The sequence below is a fragment of the Legionella brunensis genome (genome assembly GCF_001467025.1).
Classification (GTDB): domain Bacteria; phylum Pseudomonadota; class Gammaproteobacteria; order Legionellales; family Legionellaceae; genus Tatlockia; species Tatlockia brunensis.
In genome coordinates this window covers 249233-274299 of record NZ_LNXV01000036.1, presented here as the reverse complement: position 1 = coordinate 274299, position 25067 = coordinate 249233, and the positions used below count along the sequence as shown (strand labels likewise).

The following is a 25067-nucleotide window of genomic DNA, read 5'->3' as shown; positions in this document are numbered from 1 at the left end:
CTGGTATCAAAGGGGGATGATCTTTGTTTACTATGAAAAATCCTGATGTAATCATTATAGGTGCAGGTGCGGCCGGATTAATGTGTGCTATAGAAGCAGGCAATCGCGGGCGGCGTGTATTGATTATTGATCATGCTAACAAAGTCGGTAAAAAAATTCTTATGTCGGGGGGCGGTCGTTGTAATTTTACGAATTACTACATAGAGCCTCATAATTATCTGTCAGCCAATCCTCATTTTTGTAAATCAGCACTGAAACGCTATACAGCTTATGATTTTATTAACTTGGTGAAAAAGTACAAAATTCCTTTTCACGAGAAATCACATGGCCAATTATTTTGTGATAACAAGGCTTCTGATATTGTAGCAATGCTATTAGCCTGCTGCGAAGAGGCAAAGGTTTCTATACGGTTAAATACGGCAATTAATCGTGTCGATACAACAGAAAAGGGGTTTGCAGTTCGTTTAAATACGGGAGAGCAGCTACATGCGCAAGCAGTAGTTGTAGCAACTGGTGGCTTATCAATCCCGACGATGGGAGCCTCGCCTTATGGTTATCAATTAGCCGCTCAATTTGGTTTAACCGTTTTACCAACGCGTGCAGGCTTAGTACCATTTACATTACAACCAGAGGATAAAGAACGCTTAAGCCTTCTTTCGGGTATTTCTCTGCCTTGCCAAGTGCATTGTAATGGACAGAGTTTTACGTTGGATATGCTCTTTACCCATCGAGGATTAAGTGGTCCTGCAATGCTGCAAATTTCTTCTTATTGGCAACCTGGCGATCCTTTGACGATTGATTTGGATGTCTATGATGAATGGGCATGTTCACTTGCCAAACGTAAACGCCTTACGCCAAAGGCGCGATTAAAGCATTGTCTGGAAGAAGCACTGCCTAAAAGAGTGGTAACGACTTTTTTTAAAGAAAACCTCCTCGAAGCCGAATTACAAACTTTTTCAGATAAGCATTTGCAAGAAATTGGCGAGCGCCTAAGACAATGGTCCATTAAGCCTAATGGCACGGAAGGTTATCGCACCGCAGAAGTGACCTTGGGGGGGGTTGATACACGTGCTATTTCATCACAAACCATGCAAGTCAACCATATTCCAGGCTTGTATTTTGTTGGTGAAGTCCTTGATGTGACAGGGTGGTTGGGCGGTTATAACTTTCAATGGGCATGGTCATCAGGCTGGGCCGCAGGCCAAGTGGTATAAGTTAAACTAGAGAGCAGGTCTATACCTTTATAGTCATAGATAATCATATGATTTTTATAAATCTATGGGTATAATCATGGCATCTTATGTTGCTGGGATGCATGATGATAAGATTGCTTGTTATTTTTTGGATGGTTTTTCCCCTGTTATCCTTCTCCTCTGTTAACGTGACTGGCAATTTTGAAGCTCACAAATCTTGCCCTGTTTACCTCTCTAAAAATAAAAAAACGAATCCTGATAACTACAGGGTAAAACCTTCGCAAAGTTATATAATCAAAGAAATTAATCGCCCTAATAATCCTGATTGGCTGCGTATCGAGCTCCCCGACGCAGAACACTCTTTGCGATGGGTAAGTGCTGATTGTGGGGAGTCTAGCTTTCAAGCCAATGGCAAAACAACTTGTGAGCAGATACCTGGACTTGCCGATTCCTATGTATTAGCACTGAGTTGGCAGCCAGGTTTTTGTCAAACCTATGGGTATGAAGTTGGTAAGCCAGAATGTTTAAAATTGGCTGCCGATTCTTATCAAGCCAATCATTTGGTGTTGCATGGTTTATGGCCTAATCAGCAGATTTGTGGTGAACATTATGGTTTTTGCGGTGTGAATGCTAAACCGCATCATTGTGATTACCCTGCAGTTGATTTAAGTGCTGAAGTAGCACAGTCCCTACGGCAATTCATGCCTGCTTATGCAGCTGGCAGCTGTCTTGAGCGGCATGAATGGAATAAACATGGAAGCTGCCAAATTCTTTCAAGTGATGCCTATTTTTCCTTGGCGTTACGTTTAAATCAAGAGATTAATCAAACACCGTTAGGCTTGTTTCTCTACGCGCACGTAGGAGAGACCATAAAGCGAGAGCGGCTACGTGAAATGGTTCGCGAAACTTTTGGGCAAAATGCTTCTCGTAAAGTGTATTTTGGATGTAAGAATGGTGTTTTAGTTGATATTTTTATTCAACTCCCTCCTTTGATTATGCAACAGGAGACTTTGCAAAAGCTGGTAAGTAAAGCACCTGATTTTGAGCGTGATGATGGCTGCCCAGGGAATATTACCATATCAGATTTTAATAGTGATTCTTGGTTTTAAGTAAAAATTTTAAAACCAGGTGAGTTTAGTAAATTGAGGCTTGAACCGGCATAATAATCTTGCGCATTAGATTAACTTCCTCTAATGTAGGGAAATTCAGGTAAATGGAACATTGACTATGTTGATGCGGTTTTTCTCATTGATTTTTATTCTTTTATTGACGACAAGTTGTTCTAAGCATCAGGTAGTGATTGTTCCACCGGCAGCTAAAAAGGCTTTGCAAAATCGTCAACTTCCGGCATTTAATCAAGTGGTCGTTGAAGGGAACATCAATGTAAGTTTACATACGGGATATGCTCGTCCCCAGCTTATTTTACATGGTAATACCCTTGATTTATTACAGGTAAAAACCGAAGTTAGCAGCGAGACTTTATTGATACATGTTGGTAAGGGCTATCCGCGATATGGACCTATTACTGCAGAGATTCGTGGTCGCTATTTAAATGGTTTTAGTTATCGTGGTGCCGGGACGATAACCGGTAATAATTTGCGTTCTGGACTTTTAGACCTATCGATTAATAATCCGGGACGTACCACGCTTGGTGGAAAAATTTTCATACGCCGACTTAACATCAGTGGCGGGGGTTATACCCAAATTAGTGGTATTTATAGTCAATATTTGCAATTGTCGATAGAAGGTAAAAGCAAAGTTCAGCTAGCGGGTGTTATGAATATCACTAAGCTTGATTTGGGCGGTGATGCTTGGCTAGGAATGTATTGGGTTAAAAGCAATTCCTTAATTATTCGCAGTAGGGGACAGGCTTTTATGCAATTATCAGGGACTGTAGGCAAGTTGGATCTAGAGTTATGGGATAAAGCGCATTTCAACGGTCGATATCTACGAGTTGATCGTGCATTTATAAAAACTCATGATAAAGCCATTGCCGATATTGCTGCTGTTAAGCGTCAGCACACCTTGGCGACGGATGCCAGTGATATCTATTTCTATAACATTCCAAGAATGAGAACTGATTTCATGGCTTACAATGGCTCAGTGCTTGATATGCGCGATTGGGATTTATATTTTATGCAAGAATATGATCGCTATAACAAATAAATCAAAACAGGACTTCAGAGATGGCCATCTCTGAAGTCCTTCTTGGTTTAATCAATGATCCAGACAAAAATTACCTAGTTAGTTGCTTCATCTGCAGCAAAGTTGTTCTTTACGCAGGCGATAACACTGTCAATATCCCCATCCAAGGGGATAACATGGGCTGAGTTACTGAGCCAATGAATAGTTACATTGTCTTGATTAGCAAAACGGGCTGCTACTCGCCAAGAATCAACCACTTTATCATGACAGCCTAAAAATACATCCGTAGGGCAATTAGGTGGGGTGAATGGGAATTGTCTAATCAAATTAAAAACTTCAATAATTGAAGATAAGGGTAGTTTTCGATAAGCGATTTCACAATGTTGATTGGTATATAAATTTCCTGAAAGGCCCCGTACTTCTTGAAATCCCAACCAATTTAAAATTTTGGCCAATTTTAATGTTTTTTCAAGAGGCAGTTTTAGATCGAGGGCTGGAGCGAGTAGATAGAGATGATGTAATGGAAAGCAATTACTTAGATGACATGCCAAAATGCCCCCCAAAGAAAGGCCTAATACATCAAGTTGCTCAAACTCATTGATGAGAAGCTCGCAAGATTGCTCCACTGCTGTAACCCACGCTTCTCCTTTCACATTAGCAAAGGCTTGAAGATTCTCTGCATGTCCCGGCAGAACCGGGCAAATTACAGCATCATAAAATGAAAAAGAGGGCAACATAGCGCGAAAAACAGCCGGCGTTGAGGTAAAGCCATGTATTAACAGTAAAGCACGCCGTTTTTTCCCGTTGCGGCGGTCAATAGGTGCTATAAGTGACTCATCTTTTCTATTGAGGGCAAAAAGCGGGATTCCTCTTCTCATCGCCCGAAAGTCATCAATATCCATTGAAGTCCTTTTTGGTTAATAATTTTGCAAAATAATTGTAAATAAATCCTAAAAATTTTTTTTTACTAGCAGTAGTTTGGTATTATCAAACTACGATAATACTAAATTAAATCGTGATAGTAATGCATTAAGCTGATTCATACCTGTATTTTAGGATAAATTTAGCTGACTGCATAAGGAAATTAAAACGGGATTTATAAGTATTTATCCTGTGTAATTGTGCTATCTTTAAATTAATTAGTTAAAGCTTTTTGGAGATCGTTATGGGTGAGCCACTTGATGTGTCTGAAGTCACAGATAACACACCAGCACCTACAGAAAATAAGCCTCAGCCTAAGTCTGATAAGAAATCAGACAATAAGAAGTCTCAAGCTAAAAGTCCAGCTCCTAAGCCTAAATCTCCTCAAGAAGATGACAAGAAAAAAGAGGATTCCTGGGAGAAGATGGCAAAGGATCTTAAGGAAATGGTTGAAGGTGTCAATAAAAGTCTGTATGGAGACAATCAATTTGAGAAGCTTAAAAATTCTCTTAAGAAGAAAGATAAGAGTGAGGAAAAACCTGAGCAAAGCAAAGAAAAAACAGAGCAACCAGACGAAGACGTTAACCAGTGGACCAACAATGATGAGTTTGGTGAGGATGTTGAAAGTATATTCCAAGATGAACCCTCCACGAATTCAATGTCTTCTTCCACATCAAATACTACGTCAAGCCCATCAACTTCTAGTGGTGGCTCTACCGATTTACCCGATGGGGAATTTGGTGAAGATATTGAAAGCTTATTCGATGACAATGAATATGAAGGCATGCAACAAATGTTTGATGAGCAGTCTAGCATGAATTCAATGTCAAGCGATACTTCTGGTCCTGATATGAGCATGAGTAATGATTCAGGATTGGATGTAATGGATAGCCTAGGTGAATCTCCTGTAGAGGTTTTAAAAGACAACCCTGAACTAGTAGAAGAGGCTGCTCTTGTTTTATAAGAAAAGGGGGGGTTCTACCCCTTTTCTACGTTCATTATTCATTGTTTAGTTCTCTAATAATTTGTGCGGCAAGCTTTCAAGTCGTCCCGCCTGCGTTACTACCACATAGTTAAGTTTACGTTGTAATTCGCTAATGGTATCGGAACCGGCATAGGTTAGGCCTGAACGCAAGCCACCAATGATATCGGCGAGAATTCCTTCTTGGTTGGTACGATAAGCCACTTCTGTAGCGACGCCTTCGGCAGTTTTCCACTCATGCATCTGACCTAAGAAATCTTCTTGGGCTTCTCGAGAAGCCATCCCGCGATAACGTTTGACTTTTTTACCATCTTCTTTGCTGATCACTTCACCTGGTGTTGGTTCCGTACCTGCTAACATTCCTCCTATCATGACAAAGTCAGCACCAAAGGCAAGGGCTTTCACGATGTCTCCGGAGGTTCGGATTCCGCCATCAGCAACAATTGAGCGATCTGTACGGGCACAATCTTGAATACAGGTGAGCATGGGAATACCAAAGCCTGTTTTAATTCGAGTACTGCAAACAGAGCCGCCACCAATTCCTGCTTTAATAATATCGGCGCCACAAGAGGCTAAGTAATCTGCTCCTGCGTAAGTGGCCACGTTTCCAGCCATAATGCAGCGGCTGCCAAGAAGCTGTCTCAAACTCTTGAGGGTTTTCCCCACATATTTAGCATGCGCATGGGCAACATCAACACAGAAGAAATCCGCTCCCGCATCGCGCAAGGCTTCAGCACGTTGTAGTTCCGCATCGGTACAACCAACGGAAACAAACACCTGCCCATTACAGTTTTTGAATTCTTTAATGTTATCTTCAATGCTTAAAAAACGATGGAGAGCGCCAATGCCACCTTTGCTGTGCATGAAATTTGCCATCTTGCTTTCAGTGATGGTATCCATGTTAGAGCTAATCACAGGTAACTGCAGACTAAGTTTTCCTAACCTATCAGTCATACTGATATTCACTACTCGTCTTGACTCATGGTGATTGTACGCTGGAACCAGTAATACATCATCAAAAGTGATGGCTTGGTTGTTCATTAAGTAATCCTCTTTGGCAAGCAAAAGCGTGTACTATAAATGCTCAGCGGCATAATAAGCAAGTCTTGAGCGTTCGCCACGTGTTAATGTCATATGCGCACTGTGCTGCCAATGCTTGAAACGATCAACAGCAAAAGTTAATCCAGAAGTGGTTTCAGTTAAATACGGTGTGTCAATTTGTTTAATATCGCCAAGACAGATTATTTTGCTTCCTGGGCCAGCTCGTGTAACTAAAGTTTTAATTTGCTTTGAGGTTAAATTTTGTGCCTCATCAATAATGATGAAGCGATTTAAGAAAGTTCGTCCACGCATAAAATTAAGTGAGCGAATTTTTATTTTATTTTGTAATAAATCTTGTGTAGCACCGCGGCCAAAACTGCCCCCCTCCTGTGAGCTATGGAGTACTTCCAAATTATCCATTAATGCTCCCATCCATGGTGTCATCTTTTCTTCTTCTGTGCCTGGGAGGAAACCAATATCTTCACCGACAGGAATGGTAACGCGGGTCATTAAAATTTCACTGTAGCGGCTTTGATCAAGAACTTGGGTTAAACCTGCGGCAATGGTTAATAAGGTTTTACCCGTACCTGCAGAGCCTTGCAGGGTGACAAAGTCAATTTCTGGATCTAACAATAAATTAAGTGCGAAATTCTGTTCACGATTACGTGCAGTGATACCCCAAACAGAATGCTTGGCTTGTGTATAATCTCGAGCCAGTTGCACCACTGTCCCTTCGGGAGCAATTTCTTTAACAATGGCTTGAAACTGGTTATCCTGGGTACTGATGCAGTCATTAAAATTCCATTGGGTAGTTAGTGGTCCGCTGATGCGATAAAAGGTTTTGCCATTATCTTGCCAGGCTTCCATGTTTTTTGCATGGCTATCCCAGAAGTCATTCTCAAGAATGTGCAAACCACTATGCAAAAGATTAACATCGTCCAGTACTTTATCGTTGTAATAATCTTCGGCAGGTATACCAAGGATCCCTGCTTTAATGCGTAGATTAATATCTTTAGAGATGATAACAACTTGTCTGCCAGGATATTTTTTCTGTAACCCAAGAGCTGTCGCAAGCAAGGTATTATCGGCTTTGTGCCCTGGTAAAGAAGTAGGGCGTAATTGTTCAAATTCATCGGTTTGAAAAAATAATCGACCACTACTTTTGACTTTTTCTGAAGTCAGAAAGTTTGCAATGGGCAACCCTGCTACTATTTCTTGATGACTGGCATTACTCATTAATTCTACTAACATCCGGTTGGTTTGCCGTACGTTGCGAGCTACTTCGGAAAGGCCGGTTTTATGGCTGTCTAGTTCTTCTAATACCACCATGGGCAAGTAGATATCATGTTCTTCAAAACGAAAAATAGCGGTAGGATCATGCATCATGATATTCGTATCGAGCACGAAAAGTTTTGTTTCTTTAGTTTCCTTATCCATGATTTCACCTATCTCTAAATGTATTCATTGTGCTGAGGGTGAATAACGCAGTCAAGTGTTATCTCTCTTTAGCAATCAATTACTTAGCTGACTTTGCTCAGTGCCCATATAATATGAATAGAAACAAGACGATTAGTTTTGTAGTCGCTCTAGTGTCTCGATGACTTCTGCAACGTGATTCTTCACATTAACTTTGCGCCATTCATGTCGTAGAACACCTTGAGGGTCAATGATGAAGGTGCTGCGTTCTATTCCACGTACTTGTTTGCCATACATGGTTTTCATCTTAATCACATCAAACAGTTGGCAGAGCGTTTCTTCTTTGTCACTAATCAATTCAAAGGGAAATTCTTGCTTGCATTTAAAATTTTCATGGGATTTTAAACTATCGCGAGAGATGCCAATGACCTCCACATTTAAGGCTTTTAATTGAGGATAGGCATCGCGAAAATCTTGCCCTTCCAGGGTACATCCTGGGGTAGAGTCTTTAGGATAAAAATAAAGGACTAGCCATTGGCCTTGAAAGTCACTCAGTTTTCCTTGCAAACCATTGGTTGCTGAAAATTCGAACGCAGTTACTTTGTCACCAACGTTCATAAATACCTCCTAATTCATAAAATCAAGTTGAGTTAACAAGTCAATTAATATAATAAAATTATCTTTTGATTACGAATTAATTCACGCATACTCTTGGAACGAAAGGAGTATTTTTCTTAATTTGGGACAGGAATTTCGCTAAGACCTGTTGTTGAGTGTATAATCATCGTTTTAATCGCAATCACACGTAAGTGTGATTAGTTTAGCATTATCATTTGGCATCGAATGTCGAATGAAGAAAGCATTAATTAACAATATTTTTAAGTGAGTTAGGTGTCTCATGGGTACCCATAAACAACAAAGTGCGACTATTGTCACCAATAAAAAAGCGCACTTTGAATATTTCATTGAAGATGAATTTGAGGCCGGTTTAGTTCTTGAGGGATGGGAAGTTAAGAGCCTGCGTGCAGGAAAAATTAATCTTGCCGATGCCCATGTGATTGTTAAAAATGGTGAAGCATTTTTATTAGGTGCACAAATCCAACCGCTACCCACAGCTTCGGCTCATCTTTTTCCTGATGCTATACGAACAAGAAAGTTACTTTTAAACCGTAAGGAACTTAGTCAACTTATTGGCAGTGTAGAACGTCAAGGCTATACCCTAATTCCTTTATCATTATATTGGAAACATAATCGTGTCAAAATGAAATTGGCTTTGGCCAAAGGGAAAAAGACCCATGATAAACGGGAAGCTGTTAAAGACAGGGATTGGAATCGCGAACGTGCACGAATACTAAAAAAGAATAATTGATGCTCTTAACAAAAATAAAAGATTATTCTTAATGATTGTCAGTTTTTTTAGGAACTTTCATACCTTTTTCGCGAGCTTTGGATAAACCTATGGCAATGGCTTGCTCACGACTTTGAACTTTTTTGCCAGATGGGCCACTGCGAGCGGTTCCTTTTTTGTAGCGATGCATTTCCTTTTCCACTTCCTTTTGTGCTGCTTTGCTGTATTTTCTATCCATGACTTCTCTTCCTTTAGTTTAAGGGTTGTATTTTAAGTATAACATTTGAGAGAGCAGGGATGATGGGCAAACCTACAAGGAGATATTAGTGTAGATTCAGCCGATGAACCACGACATCTAACTCTTCGTTTTTTCTTTCGCGGCGTGCCATAGTGTCATTAATAAACTCAGAGGTTGATCTTTAAGAGTAGTAAAGCCTTGTTCCTTGGCAATTTCTTTGAGAGCGAACATCCGTGTCGCAAATTTTACCGTTATTTTTTGCAAAGTCTCTTCAGGTTCGAAACCGGCAAAAAGACATAAGGAAATGGCAGTATGCAATAAATCGCCTATTTCTTCTTCGATGCGTTGCTTAGACTCGCCAAGTGTGAGGGCTTCTTTAATTTCGTCACATTCGCTGATGGCTTGATCAATAATCATTTCTTCGTTGGGCCAATCAAAACCAAATTGTCGGGCATCTTTTTCGATAGCGATAAGGGAATCTAGAGGAGTATCGAGAGACTTCACCATATAAACCATATCCCAGGTGTAATTTTGGGGTCTTAAATTAAAAAGGGGATGAAATCCGGTTGTTTCATAAAAGCGATAAGTTCTTAAGTAATTTTTATCTGCTTCGCAGGGGGCGAGTGTTTCAACTGTCATTGTTTGAGCCTGGCACTGTCTTGCATAAGTACAAGCCTTTTGTAGCAGCAGGCGACCAAGGCCCTGTCTTTGATAGTTTTTTAAAATTCCCATCCAATAAAGATTACAATTAGCAGGATAAGGGAAGGACAGGCTTAAAAGTCCTACGGCAAGGCTATCTACAGTAACGATAAAATTTACACAGGAATGAACGCCTTTAGCATATGACTCATTGCACTCTGGCAGCCCAAAGTACTCAGGCAAGTCAGCACTAATTTTTCGGCATAATTTTTCTGCGCTTTCAGCTGAAGCAAGCTCAATACTGTAATTCATGAGTGAAATCCTAAATGGTCTGATCGTCAATAGCGGCATTTGTAGCACAACTAAAACAATGAATATATAGGGGCAAATGACAGGCTAAAAGAATAAAAACTGGCCGAGTAAAGTTTTCGAGCTGTTCAACCTATACTGAATGATAATAGGATATAAGAAGATACTCTTAAAGATTAAAATCCTGCACAGATGAACCGAGGGATTTTATGCCAAAATATCTCATTCAGGCAGCGATGTTTAGGTTGCCAATCCTTTTTTTAAATTGCTTTGCTCATAACTTTTGGATTTTAAGAGAGATTGTAACTAATACCGTAATAGCACAGCTACACGGTTTAGCTACTTCAAGAAAAACTGGGACGATAGTACCTATTGGCTATCGTAGAGAGCATAGCTTACGAGCGCATTGCATTGTGTATAATGCAAATTTCGCTAATCAATATGGATTGCGGGTAGGTAGCTATGCATTACCTATCCATGCTTGCAGCACCGTGTATGCCAAGGAAGATAGTGTGCAACGCTGGTTACGGGCAATTGATGCTGTTAAGGCCATTAATCATTTAAATCTTGATTATCCTCGTGGGGGATTTAAAATTCCCTTATCAGCCACAATCAATAGTAATTCTATCTATCATACTTTTGCTGAGGTCATGGGAATACCTTTACATACTTTTGCAGGTTTCTTTCAGATTGGAATACAAGCGTCTATTTACGATCAAATTAAAAATCATTTGTAAATCAAGCAGTAATAAATCTCGCAATTCATTGAGCAATATTTAGGCTTGATTAATATTGTCTTTTGTGAATAATACCTGCGCACTTTAGTCAAATATTAGGAATTTTATGAACCCTGAGAATCATATGGTTGTTCGATTATTACGTCATCTCAATTTCAACATGGCTGCGGATAAGCTTGTTGATTCACTTTTGGGGGATGATGAAGTATTCATCCATCCTGATGTATTAGCTGCCGCAGATCAGATCCAACGGCGCATGTCATTGAGCACAAATGAAGGCCTGTTTGCAGCAAATGATCCACAAAACATGAAAGTAATCTTTGATCGTGTGGCTCAGCAATTTAACCTTTCGAGTTTGGATAATCCTTTAATTAATGTAACTAACGATTTGGTTCAGTAGTTAAAAGGCAGCTGCACCAGAGCAGCTGCAACTTAAATCGTTGTAGTCATCGATTATTTGCAGTAGACGTTAAGTCCATTTGCTATCATCAGGGGTTAGTGTTGTTTGAAACGGGTTCATTGATTTTTTATGGGTATCACTTTGGGTTGATGGTTCCTCTGTCTCTAATGGGTTTTCAATGGTTTTGTCATTGTCCAATGGATGTTGCATACTCTCCGAAGTGGCTGGGGGCTTAAGTGAGGGATTAATTCCCCATAACGTGTAAACTCCCCCTAACTCTTCAAAATTTCTTGCGAAACCCCACTTATGGAAAAAATAATTTGCTGCGTGGTCTAATGCAATCGACTTGGGGATGATTTGGTCTGCAAGAATATGTCCATTATGGGAATTGGCGAAATAAACCACCGCTGTTTTATCATTTAAATTTATCGCTACCCATGCTCGACAATCATTCATATCACCTGAGTGGTAGGCTGTCGTTGCCTTTTTTCCTTCAGTTTGTAACCCCCAACCTAAACCCCAGGCGACATGAGTCAGGTCTGAATCGGGTATGTTTCCTTTTGCGACTCCAATTAAACCCGCTCTTCCTTTATCTTCGGTCATGAAGACCTGGGGGACAAAAGGATCTTCTAATGGTTTATTGTTCATTAAGTATTTAACAAAACTTGCGTAGTCTTTAGCTGTTGTCCGCAAACTATTGATTGCTTTAGGTTTAAGTTGTGGACAACCATAGGCTGAAACGACAGCATGAATCAAATCAGGATTTTCTGAGATGGGGCTGTCTTTGGGTAGCATTTTAACAATTTCTTTAATTGCACTTTCACTTAACGTTCTTGTAACCAGCTTGCTATTTTCGAGCCAATATGCGGTTAATTGCCCGTCTTTTTGTAGTATGACGAGCTCTGAGGGTTTCATCTCCTCCAACAATGGTTCTTTTTGAGACAATAAAACACGACCGATTCCAAAACTACTGCTAAGCATGCCGCAAGGTCCAAACACATGTTTTTGGGCTAGCGCTTCAATATTTGATTGGGTAAGCGTTTCAATGACCTTTTGCAGATAAAGTATTGCTACATTTGAATATCCATGTGCTTTTTCTGCAGGATTGAACTGGAATTTAATTTCTCCATGAGCTAAACCGGTCATATGTGATAATACCATGCGGGTGGTCAAGTCATTGGCATAGCTCACTGCTGATTCATCAGCAGTATCAAATGCAGGGATTTCATCTATTTTAAAATCTTGCAAAGGCAGGATACTGGACAGCGGAGTATCTAAATCAAAATGCGTTACTTCCTTTGGCAAAATAAATTTTCCTACTCCTGGTTCAGCGGTCTTCTCAGAATTCTTTTCTATCAATCGTTGTACTAGATTGGAAAATACGGGTTTGCTAAGTGATGCTGCACCAAAAATAGTGTTTTTCTGGACTTTTGTGGGTGGGGCTTCACCGGTGAGGGAGTTGAGCAATGGATAATCATTTTTATCAGCTAATTGATAAGTATCAGTGCATCTTGATTTTAATTTTTGGTAGTCAGCCTCATTGTCCAGATTCTTGGTAATTTTATGGACTTTTTCTTCCTTTTGAACGACATAATAAAGTTCATCATTGAATAAAACCACGGCATTTTTTGTTCCTAGTCCTAGTTTATCGAATGCGCATTGGGTTGGATCATTTGCCATCTTAAAAAGACCACATCCATCTGTAACCCCTTCTTCCCTTGTGGAAATGACTCCCTCTTGATCAAGATAGGCAATAGAAACGCCAGGAATCTGCGCTTTTTCCATGGTTTCAATAAGAGATATCTCTTTTTTGGGAAAGAGTTCTTCCATTTTTGTGTAGGACATAGGCATAACTCAAACAGTATATTGTTTATTAATTATACTTCATGTCCGAGGTGTTTGGCGTTACAGAGGGCTAGTAGTAAAGGCATATATGGAATTTATTTGTTCATTTTGTTATAATTATGAATTTTTTGAGAGAATGTTATGAAAATTGTCCATGAATTCATTATACCGGTGTTATCAGACGAGATTAAGTCGTTTACGCAAAAGGATTATCAGGATGATTTTCACCCACTATATATTGCAGAAAAATGCGAAGCGATTATCACACCGGTACTGCAAAAATTCGGTATGAAGCTACCTCGTTTGTTCGGTGATGCCTTACAAGAATTACTTGAGAACTCCTATGATTCTTATGCGAAGAAGGGGTTGTGTGTTGGTTCAAGCTTACAGATTAAATTAGTCGTTAAACAAATAGACACAGGCATCGTGGTGATGATTAAAGATAATGGTTCGGGCTTCCCTGAACAAAAAAAAGGCGACTACTTTATGATCGCTAATATAAAACCCGAGCATAAGGACGCGGAGCTTTATTGTGGTGGAGAGGGGATAGGTTTAAATCGATTACACAACCAATTTGCCAAGGAAAAGATAGGTCTTTTCTTTAAAAATCGTAAAGAAACTGGTGCTGCTGTCCAACTAAAGTTTACTCCTAATAATATGACCGCTTAATAACAAGCGATTTCATTAAGAGTAATTTTGGTTTGGAATAAAAAGTTAATCTAAAACAATTTAATTTTATTGTAAAACGATAAATTTTGGTTATAATGCCTAGCACTTTAACCTTACAAGGATATTGTTATGCAAAAAATAAAACGTACCAGTCACATGCTTTATCTACTTTTTCGTACCCTTTGTTGGTTCATGCCATTGGTTACGACCTATGTTACTCTTTTTCATTTACAGGATATGCTCAATTGGGGGATGTGGAGTGCAATCATTTCATCTTCTCATATACAGAATGTAGATTCTTTTTCCCTTATCCATCGCTTGATAATTTTAATCATCCAGTTATTACCCTTATCCATTACTGTGTTAATTTTTTATAAATTAGCGCAATTATTTCACTTATATGAGCAAGGAAATTTATTTGAACAGGAAAATATCAAGCTAATTAGACAGATTAGCATTTACATGATAGTAGGGGAGTTAGTGCAATTAATTTATCAACCTTTAATAACGGTCGCTCTCTCTTTTAACAATCCAGTTGGTGAACGCTTTGCAAGCATTACCTTAGGCTCTACTAATCTATCAACGCTAATTACCGCACTCATTATTTTGGTCGCCTCCTGGATCGTTAAAGAAGCGCACCAATTAAAATCAGATTGCCAATTAACCATTTAAGGATGTCGCATGTCGATTATTGTTAATTTAGATGTGATGATGGCTAAACGAAAGTGTCGGCTAAAGGAGTTAGCCGAAGCAATCGGCATTACTGAAGCAAATTTGTCCATCTTAAAAAATGGTAAGGCAAAAGCAATACGCTTAGCAACACTAGAGGCTATTTGTTCCTATCTACAATGTCAGCCTGGTGATATTCTTGAATATCAGGAAGACAAAAACCATGTATCAGTGAGAGAAGCTTAAATGCTTAAGCATTTAAGCTTCTCTGTAGGTAGGGCAACATTGATTTTGATTAGCTATACTAGTGAAAAATAATAGTAATTAACATTTCCTTGTTCCAACGTAATTACCATGTCTGATAATAGAATATTCCATTGAGAAGGAAGCTTAATAATGAGTAAAATGACTATTGGCAATTATCTGTTAACCCGCCTTACAGAACTTAATATTAAAGATATTTTTGGTGTGCCAGGAGATTATAATCTTACTTTTCTAGATCAAATTGTTAATTTTCCTTCATTGAATTGGATAGGAAATTGCAACGAACTTAATGCTGCATATGCAGCTGATGGTTATGCGCGTGTGAAGGGAGCTGCAGCTATTGTTACTACTTTTGGTGTGGGTGAGCTTAGTGCTATTAATGGTATAGCTGGTAGCTATGCAGAATATCTACCTGTCGTTAACATTGTTGGCGCACCCTCAACAGCTACTCAGAAACAAAGCGCCATTATGCACCATACTTTTGGTACGGGTGATTTTAAAGTCTTTACAAAGATGTTTGAAAAAATATCTGCTGCAGTTGCGATTCTTGATTGTGCTGAAGAAGCGGCTGAACGAATTGATCAAGCGTTAGAGCGATGCTGGGTAAAAAAACAACCGGTGTATATTAGCTTGCCAAGTGATATGGTGGATGTTGAAATCGATGCACCACAAAAGTCCTTAAAATTGGCTTATCCTCACTCTGATCTTGATTCAATTGCTGAATTGGTTTCACGCACTGCTGAGCTAATTCGCCAAGCAAAGGCGCCAATTATCTTGGCTGATCTTTGTGCATCACGCCATAATATGAAAGCCCTGATTCACCAATTTCTCGATCACACAGGAATTCCTTTTGCGACCATGAATATGGGAAAAGGTATGATTAATGAATCGCATCCAGGATTCATTGGCTTTTACAATGGTGATTACAGTACACCGGGCGTGCAGGAACGTGTTGAGAATTCGGATTGTATTCTTTCTTTTGGCACGGTGCTATCTGATTTCAATACAGGGGGTTTTACCTGTCGAATTGATGCTAATGCGACTATTGAAATTCATAGTAATTATGTCAAAGTGCGTCGTTCGATATACCCTGATGTTTATTTTAATGCTGTTATTCCCGCCTTGGCCGAAGAATTAAAAGGCTATCATTTCACCGGTAAAATACTCAATCCAATCAGAAAAAGTTATCAGCCCACTGACAAAAAAATTACCCAACAGCGCTTCTGGGATAATATGGCCAATTACTTTAGAGCCAAAGATATTATCTTGGCGGAAACTGGTACGAGCATGTTTGGTTTATTGGAAACATCCATTCCCGACGATACAACCTTTATTGCTCAGTCTTTATGGGGTTCAATCGGTTATACGGTGGGGGCATTGTTGGGAGCGGCACTTGCCGATAGAAGTCGCCGAACACTTTTATTTGTTGGGGACGGCTCATTTCAATTAACGGCTCAAGAAATATCCACCGTGTTGCGGCATAAGCTAACGCCAATTGTCTTCCTGCTTAATAATGATGGCTACACTATTGAACGTGTGATTCATGGCCCGAAAATGATTTATAACGATATTCAACCTTGGCAATATGCGCAATTACCAATGATTTTCGGGGATAATGTGTTTACTGCAAAGGTTAGCACGGAAAATCAGTTAGCAGAAGTTCTTGTTCAAGCCGAATCTCATCGCGATAAGATGTGTTTCATTGAAGTTATGATGGATAGGGATGATTGTCCAGATAGTTTACGCAAGTTAGGTAAAGCGTGCGAAGCCAAAAATAAAGGCTGATTGCTTATCTTGAGATTGTGATGGAATTGGCCAAATTTAAGATGTCAGGCTAACGCGAGCTATCATTTTAGGAAGAAAAATGGATACATTACAATGGATTAAACAACTTATTAGTTTTAATACTATTTCTAGCAACTCTAATATGCAACTAATCGAAGCGATTGATGCCTGGTTTAAGCAGCATGACATTAATTCTCAGGTTGTCTACGGACCTACTGACCTGAAAGCAAATCTGTTGGCAACAATACCTGCAAAAGATGGTCAAACTCAAGGCGGTATTCTATTTTCAGGCCATACCGATGTTGTCCCTGTCGCTGGGCAACAGTGGGCTACTGATCCTTTTGTAGCAATAGAAAGTGATGGTAAAATTTATGGTCGTGGCACATGTGATATGAAAGGATTTTTAGCCGTCCTACTTGCTTTAGTGCCCGAGTTTAAAACGTTAGCACTTAATAAACCTATTCATTTTGCTTTTACCTATGATGAAGAGGTAGGTTGCATTGGGGTAGATTTTTTATTGGATTATTTAAAGAAAATAGGTTTACAGCCGGAAGGTTGTATTGTCGGCGAACCGTCAAGTATGCGTCCGATAATCGGTGAGAAATCAAGGCAAGTTTTTCACTGTCAAATACAAGGAATGGCTGCACATTCTTCTCGCGCAGATAAAGGTTGTAATGCCATTGAATATGCGAGCCGCTTAATCTGTTACATTAATAAACTAGCCAGTCATGTCAGGGAGCAAGGACCTTTTGATAAAGACTTTGACTTACCATTTACTACCATTTCGACGAATATTGTCAGTGGTGGAACGGCTACTAATATAATTCCAGGCACTTGTGAGCTTTTATTTGAGGCCCGTTATTTACCGCAATTTCCAATGGAGAATTTTCGTAGCCAAGTGGAAAACTACATTAATGAAGAGCTATTACCTGAGATGAAAAAAATATATCCGGAGGCTGCCATTTATTTGGATCAAGTGTCAGATGCGTCAGGATTTAATGCATCGGAGGATGCTCTGCTGACCCGATTAATTAGAACCATCACTGGAGTAAAAGAACGTTATAAGGTTTCTTATTCAACTGAAGCAAGAGCATATCAAGATGGTGGAATACCGACTATTATTTGTGGGCCGGGAAATATTGAACAGGCGCATCGCCCAAATGAGTTCATCAGTATTGAGCAACTAAAAATCTGTGAACACGTTCTTAAAAACGTTGCCAATTTATTTTGCTTGGATAGCATGACCCATGGAGTTAGTGATTTTTAATGCGATAAAAATAGCACTCCATATCAAGGTAATGACCCTCCTTGTAATACTCCATGCCGCATTTTTTCATGACACGAAATGAAGGTTTATTCTTTTTGTCGGCATAGGCTATGATGTATTCCGCAGCAATATTCTCTTTTGCCCATTTAAGTAAGGCACTCAATACTTCTGTGGCATAGCCTTTATTCCAAAACTTTTTGTGGAAAAGATAACCAACTTTTATTTCGCCATGGTCAATTTCATCAAAATAGGCTTCGCCGAGGAATTCATTAGTCTGAAGTTTAAAAATGACAAAGCAGGGCAACTGTTTTCGTTCATAGTTATGAAGGCATTCTTCAATATAATCTTTAATTTCCCGATAACTTAAAGTTCCTTCGGGGAAATATTCTTTGACAGCTGGATCTTTGTCTAAGTCTTCCAAATACTTAATGTCTTCCTTCTCAATAAGTCGTAGGCCGAGATGTTTGGTCTCAATTACATAAGAATCCATTGTATTTCCCTACAATGTGCTCCTAAAAGAAGTATAGCCAGAGTGCGCGTGGTTGTCTTTTAAACATTATTCTTTGGATATGTTGACAAAAATTTGATACGAGATCTACTCTAAGAGAGGGATTTACTAACAACCTTCTTCCAACAATATTCAAAGCAACAGACTCTAACGGAATTATTTGAAATCTAAGGAGAGATTTATGTCATCACATTGCACGAGGATGTGCTATTGGTTGTGTCTGGTGGTTTTTTGTGCCCCCCTTACACTCTTTGCAACAACACCAGTTAAATCAATGGTTATTTTTGGTGATAGCTTGTCTGACAATGGTAATACGACTCATCTCTTAAAGAGTCTGAGGCAGGATGAGAGCCCAGCTTATCTTGTTCGGCCATTAAAAGTCTTTGTTATTAATAAGATGGAAGAGTTTGCTTATGACTATTATGTTCCACAAATGGTCTTGGATGCAGGCATTGAGGTAGTCACTAACTTTTTTGATACGGAGTTTGGCCCCTTTTTAGCAAATTTAGTAGGCAAAGTGCGCAAGGTGCCAATTCTTCCTGGAGACCCGTACTGGCAAAATCATTTTTCTAATGGTCGAGTGTGGAATGAATATCTGGCATTGATGTTAGGGGTCGATCGGGAAGACGCAAGCTATTACAACAATCAGGCTTTTGGTGGTAGTTGGGCTGTCACTTATGATTACCAAGTAACAACCTGGAATTTAATTCGCCACCCTTTAGGCACATTGAAAACATTAATCGTCGGCAAATTGATACCTCCTAGCTTAGGATTGACAGTTCAAGCTTACTTAATGATGAATAATTCTATCGATGAGGAGGCAGTGTATTTTGTACTGACAGGTGCCAATGATTATTTAAACGTTTTATTCTTTGAAGATAATTATAACCCTTCTGTCATGAGCGCTTATATCGATAATGTTCTTGATGGATTAGCATCTGGGGTGCGCAAATTAACTCAAGCTGGGGCACGTCGAGTGGTAATTTTGGGTTTACCTAATATTGGAGAGACGCCCAAGTTTGTCAATACAACGGACAAGCCGGTGTTGACTGCAGCCCTGCAACAACATAATGAGCGGCTACAAAAACGTATTGAGGAATGGCGTCAAGCTTCGCCAGAGGTGGATTTCCTATACATTGATTTGGAGCAATTTTTACAAAAGGCTTTGGTGGATCCACAAAAGTATGGCTTTTCTAATATTAAGGATGCCTGTATTGATGTTAAATTCCCCATGTTTGGTGCTTTAGCCCACTCTCCTTTTGCGAGAAACTATGTATTGCAATATGCGCAAGTTCTGCAATACCGCAATAGTCAGTTTGGTCCTCATGAAAAGAATTACCATGTGTGTGATGCTCCGGACAATTACTTATTCTGGGATGAAATACACCCAAGTACCCGTGCGCATCATTTTTTAGCCTATGAAATTTGTGAGGCGATGAAAGAACATGGTTATAAAACTAAATGTGAGTCACCGGCAAACATTTAGGTTTTGATGATGATGTGGCATACTTTGGCAATTTTGCAAGACATCGCCCTATATTCTACAGTTTGAAAATATGGCGATATTGATGATGTGAGGAGTTTTTATGTGTGGGATCATGGGTGCGGCATCACAACGTGATATAAGCAAAGTGTTACTGGAAGGTTTGAGACGACTCGAATACCGTGGCTATGATTCAGCAGGTATTGCATTGATTAATGGCTCTGGGCATTTAAAGCGTGTGAGAATTCAAGGGAAAGTACAGAGTCTGGCAGATGCAATGCAGGAAACAGCTATCGCTGGAAATGTAGGTATTGCGCATACGCGTTGGGCTACCCATGGCAAACCATGTGAACAAAATGCTCACCCACACATGTCCCATGATGAAATTGCTATTGTACACAATGGCATCATTGAAAATCATGATGCTTTGCGTGAAAAATTACGCGGGGCGGGTTACGAGTTTACTTCGGAAACGGACACGGAAGTTGCTGCTCATCTCATCCATTTTTATTATCAACAACATGAAGATTTACATAAGGCGGTAAGAGAAGCTGCTCAGCAGATGCACGGGGCTTTTGCATTAGGTGTTATTCATCAACAACGCCCGCAAGAGCTGGTGGCCATTCGTAAGGGGAGTCCTTTAGTTGTCGGTCTTGGAATTGATGAGCAATTTATTGCTTCAGATGCCTTAGCTCTACGCTCTTTTGCGCAATCTGTCATATACCTCGAGGAAGGTGATAGCGCACGTCTGACGGTTGATAAAGTTTCCGTCTTTAATGCCAAAGGAGAGCCGGTTAAACGAGAAACGCATGTTCTCAATGGAGACAATCAAGCCGTTAGCAAAGGTCCCTACCGGCATTTTATGCTGAAAGAGATCTATGAACAAACGAAGGTTTTAACCGATACATTAGAGGGACGTATTGCCAGCAAGGAGGTATTAAAAGCGAGCTTTGGTGAGAAAGCTGCCTCCATCTTTGAGCGGGTAAGGCAAATTCACATTGTGGCTTGTGGTACCAGTTATCATGCAGGCTTAATTGCTCGTTATTGGTTGGAGTCATTAACTGGATTACCAACCCAGGTAGAAATAGCGAGTGAGTATCGTTATCGTGACGTTGTCGTAGGAGATAACACTTTATTTATTACGGTGTCACAGTCTGGAGAAACAGCGGATACGCTAGCTGCTCTTTATAAAGCAAAATCGATGAATTACTTGGCAAGTTTAGCGATTTGTAATGTGGCTACCAGTACATTGGTGCGAGAAGCTGATTGTGTGTTCTTAACTCGTGCAGGAGTTGAAATAGGTGTGGCTTCTACTAAGGCTTTTACTACGCAATTGGCTGCTTTTTTAATGCTTGCCGCAGCTCTTGGTAAAGATGAGCGAGCAGAGCAAGTACTTACAGAACTGCAAGAGTTGCCTGCCTGCTGTGAGCGTGCATTAAAAATGAATGATGAAATCAATGGCTTGGCTTCTTTATTTGTAAATAAAGCTCATACTCTGTTTTTAGGTAGAGGTGTGCAATATCCTGTAGCATTGGAAGGGGCATTAAAGTTAAAAGAAATTTCTTACATTCATGCAGAGGCTTACCCGGCAGGCGAGCTTAAACATGGCCCTCTTGCTTTGGTTGATAAGGATATGCCGGTTATTGCTGTCGCGCCTAATGATGAGTTGTTGGATAAATTAAAATCTAATTTGCATGAAGTGAGCGCGCGTGGCGGACAATTAATAGTTTTTGTGGATGACTCTCAGGCTTGGGAGCCTGATGGCGCACGTCTCATTCGCGTTCCTGTTTGTGGGCAATGGATTTCTCCCATTGTCTATACAATTCCGTTACAGCTACTGGCATATCATGTTGCCGTTGCTAAAGGAACTGATGTTGATCAGCCTCGTAACTTAGCCAAGTCGGTGACAGTGGAGTGAATAGTGGTAAGCAATTTTGGTTGAACATATGGCAGGAAGGGAGTATCCCCTTCCACCAAGAGGCAGTCAATCAAGATTTAGTGAAATATTGGCCTTCATTAGGCATGCCTTTGGGGGCAACTGTGCTTGTTCCCTTATGCGGCAAGAGCTTGGACTTACTGTGGTTGGCTAAACAAGGTTTTCAAGTTATAGGAATAGAGTTAAGTGAGTTGGCTGTGCAAGAGTTTGCAAAAGAAAATAAGCTACTCATGACAAAGGAAGTAAATGCGCAAATTATTTCTTATGTGGCGGACTCTATTACGATCTGGGTTACAGACATTTTTCATTTAAATTCTGCATGCATTAATGCTGTTGATGCAATTTATGACCGAGCTGCATTAATTGCACTGCCAGAAAAATTGCGTTCGCGTTACGTCAAAACCTGTCTGCAATGGTTGAAGAAAAATGGAAAAATACTTCTAAAAACGATGAGTTATGATCAAGGCCAAATGCAAGGGCCTCCCTTTAGTGTTCCAGGTGATGAAGTCAATGCCCTTTATAGTAATTGCCAGCGCGTAAAGTGTATTAAAGAAGAATCGCGTAACGTAACCAGCAGTGATCATCTAAATGCACGTGGATTGCAGTCTGCTACAGACAATATTTGGTTAATTGAATACTAGGGGTGTTGGTAATTGAGAACATGACTGCACTTTCGCTTCACGTCACACAATTTAGTCTTATGTGTCGCAATTTTCTTATAATTTTTAATTAGCTTAAATACCGTAGCTGTGGTAAATGCGGTCGCAAAAATAAGTGTTTAAATTTTTAGCCACAGTTTAAATATAATCTTTTCTTTTCGTCGTATGAAATAGGGTAATTAAAAACCGTCTAAAGTTCGCAAAATGTTGCATAATCAGTATATAATGGTTGCGTTTTTTTACACGTTTTACGGGGATGTGAATGACTCAAGAAATATTGGTGGCAGCGACCATTATTGCACAGGAACTTAAGGTTAAAGTTTCGCAGGTGGAGGCAGCTATTCGTTTGCTGGATGATGGAGCAACCGTTCCATTCATTGCGCGCTACCGTAAAGAAGCAACGGAAGGTCTTGATGATACGCAGCTACGAATATTGGCGGAACGCTTGCTTTATATCCGTGAATTAAATGAGCGTCGTGCGGTAATTCTAGATTCGATTCGCGAGCAAGAAAAATTAACACCTGAGCTTGAGAAAGCGATTCTTGCCGCTGACACTAAAACGCGTCTTGAAGATTTATATTTGCCTTATAGGCCTAAACGTCGCACCAAGGCACAACTGGCTAAAGAGGCTGGTTTGGAGCCTTTAGCATTAGCTTTGTGGCAAGACCCTACTTTAACCCCAGAGTCTCATGCTACGCAATTTATTAAGTCTGAAGCGGGTATTGACGATGCGAAAACCGCGCTTGAAGGTGCTTCTCAAATTCTAATGGAGAAATTTGCAGAAGATGCCGAGTTAATCAATGAATTACGTGAATATTTGTGGCAACACGCCGTACTAAAATCTGCTGTTGCCGATGACAAAAAAGCGGCGGGTAATAAATTTGTTGATTATTTTGACTATGCCGAGCCCATTAAAAAAATCCCTTCACATCGGGCATTAGCCTTATTTCGCGGGCGGCGTGAAAGCATATTGCAACTGAATTTAGTACTGCCTGAGGCGGTTGAGTATGGCGAAAGACGCATTGCTTCTTATTTTAATATTGCTGATCAAAAGCGGCCTGCAGATGCTTGGTTACTCGATGTCGTGCGTATGACGTGGAAAGTTAAATTATTTACCAAGCTAGAGTTAGAATTATTGACTCGGTTGCGTGAAATAGCGGATGAAGAAGCAATTAATGTCTTCACTAGAAATTTGCGCGATTTATTGTTGGCAGCTCCTGCTGGGCATCGCGTGACAATTGGTCTTGACCCCGGTATTCGTACAGGCGTGAAAGTAGTTGTTGTTGATGCTACTGGAAAATTATTAGACTACAGTACCATTTTTCCTTTTGCCCCACATAATGAATGGCATCCGGCAATTGCCGAGCTAGCCAAATTGGCCGCAAAACATGATGTAAATTTAATCAGTATTGGTAATGGCACTGGTTCTCGCGAAACAGAACGTTTAGTTGCTGATATGATGAAGATGTACCCTGATCTTAAATTGACTAAGATTGTTGTTAATGAAGCAGGTGCTTCTGTTTATTCGGCATCAGAGTTAGCCTCTAACGAGTTCCCTGATTTAGATGTTTCGCTTCGAGGTGCTGTTTCAATTGCCAGAAGGTTGCAAGATCCTTTGGCTGAATTAGTAAAAATCGAGCCTAAGTCAATTGGTGTGGGACAATATCAGCATGATGTGAATCAAACTCGGTTAGCACGTTCCCTAAATAGCGTTGTGGAAGATTGCGTGAATGCTGTAGGTGTCGATGTTAACACTGCGTCAGTTGCTCTCTTAACTCGTGTTTCGGGGTTAAATGAAACTTTAGCCAAGAATTTAGTGCAATATCGTGATGAACACGGCGCATTTTTAAATCGCGAACAACTTAAAAATGTTGCAAGGATGGGAGAAAAATCTTTCCAGCAAGCAGCAGGATTTTTGCGTATTATGAATGGGGATAACCCTCTTGATGCTTCTTGTGTACATCCAGAAGCTTATCCTTTAGTTGAAAAAATTCTAGTTGAGCAAGGAGTAGACGTACGTAAAGCTATCGGCAATAAGGATTTACTCCAAGGCGTTAATGCCGAGCATTTTATAGACGAAAATTATGGTTTGCCTACTATTCGTGATGTTCTGCGGGAATTGGAAAAGCCAGGTCGAGATCCACGACCTGAGTTTAAAACAGCTAATTTCAAAGAAGGCATTGAGGATATTAGCCATTTAGAAGAAGGTATGATTCTAGAGGGTGTGGTTTCTAATGTGACCAATTTTGGTGCTTTTGTAGATATTGGTGTACATCAGGATGGTTTGGTTCATATTTCTGCGATGACTAATCGTTTTATCAATGATCCTCATGCTATTGTGAAAGCTGGTGATATTGTCACTGTCAAGGTTGTTGAAGTGGATAAAGAGCGTCGTCGCATTGGTTTAAGCATGAAATTAGGAGAAGATAAAGCCGCTGTGGTTCACAAAAAGGGAACGCCGCCCCCATCTTTTCCGAAAAAATCAGCCATTGCAAAAAAACAAGAAACGGTCAAGCCCAATGCAAAGAAGAAGCAAGAGATTGCCAAGAAAACGGTCTTTAACACGGCTATGGCTGATGCATTGGCCAAATTTAAACGCGGTTCTTAAGTGAT

24 protein-coding genes are annotated in these 25067 nt (G+C 40.0%); 16 read left to right on the top strand and 8 right to left on the bottom strand.

Translation table 11 applies throughout. From position 1 onward, the window contains the following. The first annotated feature begins 32 nt into the window (after positions 1-32). From Lbru_RS15480 to Lbru_RS15470, 3 genes are all read left to right on the top strand, one after another. Positions 33-1214, top strand: coding sequence for a BaiN/RdsA family NAD(P)/FAD-dependent oxidoreductase (locus Lbru_RS15480; RefSeq protein WP_058443024.1), 1182 nt, complete (start codon positions 33-35; stop codon positions 1212-1214). A gap of 101 nt (positions 1215-1315) precedes the next feature. Then, positions 1316-2302, top strand: coding sequence for a ribonuclease T2 family protein (locus Lbru_RS15475; RefSeq protein ID WP_238583904.1), 987 nt, complete (start codon positions 1316-1318; stop codon positions 2300-2302). Between the two features lie 118 nt (positions 2303-2420). Then, complete coding sequence (locus Lbru_RS15470; RefSeq protein WP_058443022.1) at positions 2421-3359, top strand: GIN domain-containing protein; 939 nt, start codon at positions 2421-2423, stop codon at positions 3357-3359. 74 nt (positions 3360-3433) lie between these two features. On the opposite strand, the gene Lbru_RS15465 is transcribed toward Lbru_RS15470, so the two are convergent. Further along, positions 3434-4240, bottom strand: a complete 807-nt coding sequence (locus Lbru_RS15465) for an alpha/beta hydrolase (RefSeq protein WP_058443021.1) — start codon at positions 4238-4240, stop codon at positions 3434-3436. 263 nt (positions 4241-4503) lie between these two features. Here Lbru_RS15465 and Lbru_RS15460 point away from each other — a divergent pair, with 263 nt between their 5' ends. Then, on the top strand, positions 4504-5223 hold the full coding sequence (locus Lbru_RS15460; RefSeq protein ID WP_058443020.1) for a hypothetical protein: 720 nt from the start codon (positions 4504-4506) through the stop codon (positions 5221-5223). Positions 5224-5268: 45 nt separating this feature from the next. On the opposite strand, the gene Lbru_RS15455 is transcribed toward Lbru_RS15460, so the two are convergent. The 3 genes from Lbru_RS15455 to Lbru_RS15445 all read right to left on the bottom strand — a co-directional run bounded on the left by Lbru_RS15455 (position 5269) and on the right by Lbru_RS15445 (position 8316). Next, the gene (locus Lbru_RS15455) at positions 5269-6282 is read right to left on the bottom strand and encodes a guanosine monophosphate reductase (protein ID WP_058443019.1); all 1014 of its coding nucleotides are present in this window, start codon (positions 6280-6282) and stop codon (positions 5269-5271) included. A 33-nt stretch (positions 6283-6315) separates the two neighbouring features. After that, positions 6316-7719, bottom strand: a complete 1404-nt coding sequence (locus Lbru_RS15450; RefSeq protein ID WP_058443018.1) for a PhoH family protein — start codon at positions 7717-7719, stop codon at positions 6316-6318. 132 nt (positions 7720-7851) lie between these two features. Beyond that, positions 7852-8316, bottom strand: coding sequence for a peroxiredoxin (locus tag Lbru_RS15445; protein WP_058443017.1), 465 nt, complete (start codon positions 8314-8316; stop codon positions 7852-7854). Positions 8317-8596: 280 nt separating this feature from the next. Here Lbru_RS15445 and smpB point away from each other — a divergent pair, with 280 nt between their 5' ends. Continuing rightward, positions 8597-9067, top strand: a complete 471-nt coding sequence (gene smpB / locus Lbru_RS15440; RefSeq protein WP_058443016.1) for an SsrA-binding protein SmpB — start codon at positions 8597-8599, stop codon at positions 9065-9067. A 28-nt stretch (positions 9068-9095) separates the two neighbouring features. Here smpB and Lbru_RS15435 read toward each other — a convergent pair whose 3' ends face one another. Then, positions 9096-9284, bottom strand: coding sequence for a DUF6496 domain-containing protein (locus Lbru_RS15435; protein ID WP_058443015.1), 189 nt, complete (start codon positions 9282-9284; stop codon positions 9096-9098). A gap of 117 nt (positions 9285-9401) precedes the next feature. Beyond that, entirely contained in the window at positions 9402-10235 is an 834-nt protein-coding gene (locus Lbru_RS17015; RefSeq protein WP_162262414.1) for a GNAT family N-acetyltransferase, read from the bottom strand. A 206-nt stretch (positions 10236-10441) separates the two neighbouring features. Between Lbru_RS17015 and Lbru_RS15425 the strand changes: the two genes are divergently transcribed. Continuing rightward, positions 10442-10969 (top strand): hypothetical protein, encoded by a 528-nt coding sequence (locus tag Lbru_RS15425; RefSeq protein ID WP_058443014.1) that lies wholly within the window; start codon positions 10442-10444, stop codon positions 10967-10969. A gap of 106 nt (positions 10970-11075) precedes the next feature. Further along, complete coding sequence (locus Lbru_RS15420; protein ID WP_058443013.1) at positions 11076-11369, top strand: hypothetical protein; 294 nt, start codon at positions 11076-11078, stop codon at positions 11367-11369. Between the two features lie 69 nt (positions 11370-11438). Here Lbru_RS15420 and Lbru_RS15415 read toward each other — a convergent pair whose 3' ends face one another. Next, positions 11439-13214, bottom strand: coding sequence for a serine hydrolase domain-containing protein (locus Lbru_RS15415; RefSeq protein ID WP_065235484.1), 1776 nt, complete (start codon positions 13212-13214; stop codon positions 11439-11441). 141 nt (positions 13215-13355) lie between these two features. Here Lbru_RS15415 and Lbru_RS15410 point away from each other — a divergent pair, with 141 nt between their 5' ends. The 5 genes from Lbru_RS15410 (at position 13356) to argE (ending at position 17868) form a co-directional block, all read left to right on the top strand. Then, entirely contained in the window at positions 13356-13883 is a 528-nt protein-coding gene (locus Lbru_RS15410) for an ATP-binding protein (RefSeq protein WP_058443012.1), read from the top strand. Positions 13884-14012: 129 nt separating this feature from the next. Beyond that, positions 14013-14555 (top strand): DUF2975 domain-containing protein, encoded by a 543-nt coding sequence (locus Lbru_RS15405; protein WP_058443011.1) that lies wholly within the window; start codon positions 14013-14015, stop codon positions 14553-14555. Positions 14556-14564: 9 nt separating this feature from the next. Further along, positions 14565-14798 carry a helix-turn-helix domain-containing protein gene (locus tag Lbru_RS15400; RefSeq protein WP_058443010.1) on the top strand — a complete coding sequence of 78 codons (234 nt, stop codon included), beginning with the start codon at positions 14565-14567 and terminating at the stop codon, positions 14796-14798. 150 nt (positions 14799-14948) lie between these two features. Further along, positions 14949-16601 (top strand): alpha-keto acid decarboxylase family protein, encoded by a 1653-nt coding sequence (locus tag Lbru_RS15395; protein ID WP_058443009.1) that lies wholly within the window; start codon positions 14949-14951, stop codon positions 16599-16601. Between the two features lie 79 nt (positions 16602-16680). After that, entirely contained in the window at positions 16681-17868 is a 1188-nt protein-coding gene (gene argE, locus Lbru_RS15390; RefSeq protein ID WP_058443008.1) for an acetylornithine deacetylase, read from the top strand. On the opposite strand, the gene Lbru_RS15385 is transcribed toward argE, so the two are convergent. Then, entirely contained in the window at positions 17855-18358 is a 504-nt protein-coding gene (locus tag Lbru_RS15385; RefSeq protein ID WP_058443007.1) for a GNAT family N-acetyltransferase, read from the bottom strand. The genes argE and Lbru_RS15385 overlap by 14 nt on opposite strands. Positions 18359-18557: 199 nt before the next feature. On the opposite strand from Lbru_RS15385, the gene plaC reads away from it, so the two are divergent. The 4 genes from plaC to Lbru_RS15365 all read left to right on the top strand — a co-directional run bounded on the left by plaC (position 18558) and on the right by Lbru_RS15365 (position 25062). Beyond that, positions 18558-19862 (top strand): lysophospholipase/glycerophospholipid:cholesterol acyltransferase PlaC, encoded by a 1305-nt coding sequence (gene plaC, locus Lbru_RS15380; protein WP_058443006.1) that lies wholly within the window; start codon positions 18558-18560, stop codon positions 19860-19862. Positions 19863-19962: 100 nt separating this feature from the next. Further along, positions 19963-21777, top strand: a complete 1815-nt coding sequence (glmS, locus tag Lbru_RS15375; RefSeq protein ID WP_058443005.1) for a glutamine--fructose-6-phosphate transaminase (isomerizing) — start codon at positions 19963-19965, stop codon at positions 21775-21777. Beyond that, the gene (locus Lbru_RS15370; RefSeq protein WP_058443004.1) at positions 21774-22436 is read left to right on the top strand and encodes a thiopurine S-methyltransferase; all 663 of its coding nucleotides are present in this window, start codon (positions 21774-21776) and stop codon (positions 22434-22436) included. Before glmS ends, Lbru_RS15370 begins: the two co-directional genes overlap by 4 nt. A 280-nt stretch (positions 22437-22716) precedes the next feature. Beyond that, positions 22717-25062: a Tex family protein gene (locus tag Lbru_RS15365; RefSeq protein WP_058443003.1), complete on the top strand. Its 2346-nt coding sequence runs from the start codon at positions 22717-22719 to the stop codon at positions 25060-25062. The last annotated feature ends 5 nt before the right edge of the window (positions 25063-25067 follow it).